This is a genomic window from Actinomycetospora sp. (genome assembly GCF_055612215.1).
The window spans coordinates 1-2,585 of the sequence record NZ_JBVPVA010000240.1 but is presented as its reverse complement, the minus strand read 5'-3'; the positions used below and the strand labels follow the sequence as shown (position 1 = coordinate 2,585).

Here is a 2,585-nt window from a genome sequence, read left to right as displayed (position 1 = left end):
GGAGGTGCAGCACGCGGCGACCGTCCTCAACGAGGGCCGGACGCTGTTCTCGGCCGGGCTGAACTCACCGGCGTTGCGCGAGCTGAACCTGCTGACGGTCAAGCCGTTCCTCTACGTCTTCAACGCCGACGAGGGCGTGCTCACCGACGACGCCCGGCGCAAGGAGCTGAGCGAGCTGGTGGCGCCCGCGGAGGCGGTGTTCCTCGACGCGAAGGTCGAGCAGGAGCTGCTCGAGATCGACGACGAATCGGCGCAGGAGCTGCTCGAGTCGATCGGCCAGCCGGAGCCGGGCCTCGACGCGCTCGCCCGCGCCGGGTTCCGCACCCTCGGTCTGCAGACCTACCTGACGGCGGGCCCGAAGGAGTCGCGGGCCTGGACGATCCCGATCGGGGCCACCGCGCCCGAGGCGGCCGGGGTCATCCACACCGACTTCCAGCGGGGCTTCATCAAGGCCGAGATCGTCTCCTACGACGATCTCGTGGCGGCCGGGTCGATGGCCGCCGCCCGGAGCGCCGGGAAGGTCCGGATGGAGGGCAAGGACTACGTCATGCACGACGGCGACGTGGTCGAGTTCCGCTTCAACGTCTGACCGGGCCGGGCGGGGTGTACGACCTGCCTCAGCCAGACGAAGAGGCCAACAACGTGCCGTGCGGCCGCGTGAGAGGAGGTCGGCGGGTGGAGGAGCAGTGGTCCTTCGATCCAGGCCGAGCGGCTGAGGGCGATGCTCACAAGGCTGTGCGGGGAACTCCTCAGGCAGCGAGGGCCACACGCGACGTACTGGTCACGTGATGGCGAGCGTGAGTTCACGTTTCTCCACGAATCGTCAATCTGCTCGTCGGGGATCCCCTTCCCGCATCTGCTGAGGGCGCCGTTCGCCACCCTCGACTCAGGCCTCCGCGTGCACCTCGTAGGTCCCGATGCTCTCGATCCGGACCGATGCCTCGGGCGGAGGGGTGTGCGCCGCGGCCATCTGCTCGGCGTGCTCCCGGGTGTCGAACACGATCATGGCGTGTCCTGAGCCCTGGCTCCCGCACCACGTGCCCCGCACGAACCCCGGTGCCGCCTTCGCCTGGGGTACGACGATGGTGGCGAGATCGTTCGCGGTCTCCTCGGCGCGATCCGGGTCGAAGCGGGCAGTGACAACGACTGCGTACATGGGTACTCCTCGGCGGCGAGTCGGCGCCCTGTCGGCGCTGTGGGTCACTCACCGTCCCACGATTCGGTGCGACCATTTGATTTCACACTCGAATAGCCGCGTTGATTCGGCCATCCCAGTGAGATCACGAATCGGGCTCCCCGCCGGGCGCCCGGAGGTATCCGCTCGCGAGGTCGAGGCTGCAGGCGCGCAGGGCGGACCGGACCTGCACGTCCCCGGCCTGGGGGTGTGGGTCGGCAAGCCGGAGGCGGTCGAAGAACCGTCCGGTGGTGCCCTCGAGCGCCGGATCGACCGCGAGCCGGCGGGTGGCCTCGACGCCGGAGGAGAGGGTGTCGACGCTGCGACCGATCTCGTTCAACACGATCTTGGTCGGCATGTAGGTGCCGGGGTGCAGGCAGGTGGCGGTCAGCTCGTCGGCCGCGAACCGCTGCGCGAGGTCGAAGCAGTGCATGATCTGCGCGAGTTTGCTCTGCGCGTAGGCGCGGCCGCCGGAGTAGCCGTGCTCGAGCATGAGGTCGTCGAGGTCGAGCGGGTGCTGGCCGAGCGACGAGACGTGGACGACCCGGGCCGCGCGCTCCGCCGTGCTCGAGCTCCGCAGGAGCGGCAGCAGGTTCTCGGTGAGCACGAAGGTCGCGAGGTAGTTCACCGCGAAGCGCAGCTCGATGCCGTCGTGGCTGGTGCGGCGCTCGCGGCCGTCGGGCTCCCCGGAGCCGATGCCCGCGTTGTTGACGAGCACGTCGAGCGTGTCGAGCTGCTCGGTGACGTCGTCGGCCAGTCGTGCGACCTGGGCGAGGTCGGCCAGGTCGGCGGTCACGGTGAGCGGGTCCGTCGAGCCGGCGGCCCGCACCTCGGCGGCGACCTCGTCCAGTCTTGCGGGGTCGCGCCCGTGCAGGACGAGGCGGACGTCGTCGTCGGCCGCGAGGCGCACGGCGAGCGCGCGGCCGAGGCCGTCGGTCGCGCCGGTGATCGCGATGGTGGTCATGGGAGATCCTGCTCCTCGGTTCTCGGATGTGGGGGTCGTCGGCCCGCCCGGGCTCCGCCCGCCGCCCGACCTCGACCCGGCGGCCACGGGAGCGGCTCAGGCCGCCTCGGAGAGCGTCACCGCCGACAGGCCCCTGCGGGCCGTGCGCTCCACCAGCTCGTCCACGGTGTCGGCGATGCCCGCGCGGTGCGGGCCCTCGTGCAGCACGACGATCGAACCGCGGCGCACGACCCGGCCCAGTCGTCGCGCGGTCCTCGCCGTCCCGGCCCCGGCACCGCCGATCGCCACCGCGGTGCCCAGCACGCAGCGCAGGCCCTCCTCCTCGGCGATCGCGAGGTGGCCGGACGTCGGCCACCCCGAGCCGGGCCGGAACCACCGCACCGGGCCGTGGGCCTCGAGCACCCGCTGGGTCGCACGGAGCCCGTCCCGGAAGTCCCCCGGGGGCAG

At 71.7% G+C, this 2,585-nt stretch carries 4 protein-coding genes; 1 reads left to right on the top strand and 3 read right to left on the bottom strand.

The genetic code is table 11. From position 1 onward, the window contains the following. Positions 1 to 589 (top strand): DUF933 domain-containing protein (locus tag AC0CYZ_RS06590; RefSeq protein ID WP_472213520.1); only part of this gene is annotated, 589 nt, incomplete at its 5' end. Between the two features lie 297 nt (positions 590 to 886). On the opposite strand, the gene AC0CYZ_RS06585 is transcribed toward AC0CYZ_RS06590, so the two are convergent. The 3 genes from AC0CYZ_RS06585 to AC0CYZ_RS06575 form a co-directional block, all read right to left on the bottom strand. After that, positions 887 to 1,156 carry a hypothetical protein gene (locus AC0CYZ_RS06585; protein ID WP_472213517.1) on the bottom strand — a complete coding sequence of 90 codons (270 nt, stop codon included), beginning with the start codon at positions 1,154 to 1,156 and terminating at the stop codon, positions 887 to 889. A 124-nt stretch (positions 1,157 to 1,280) separates the two neighbouring features. After that, on the bottom strand, positions 1,281 to 2,138 hold the full coding sequence (locus AC0CYZ_RS06580) for an SDR family NAD(P)-dependent oxidoreductase (protein WP_472213515.1): 858 nt from the start codon (positions 2,136 to 2,138) through the stop codon (positions 1,281 to 1,283). Positions 2,139 to 2,234: 96 nt separating this feature from the next. Next, a partial coding sequence (locus AC0CYZ_RS06575; RefSeq protein WP_472213513.1) for a polysaccharide deacetylase family protein occupies positions 2,235 to 2,585 on the bottom strand: 351 nt, incomplete at its 5' end.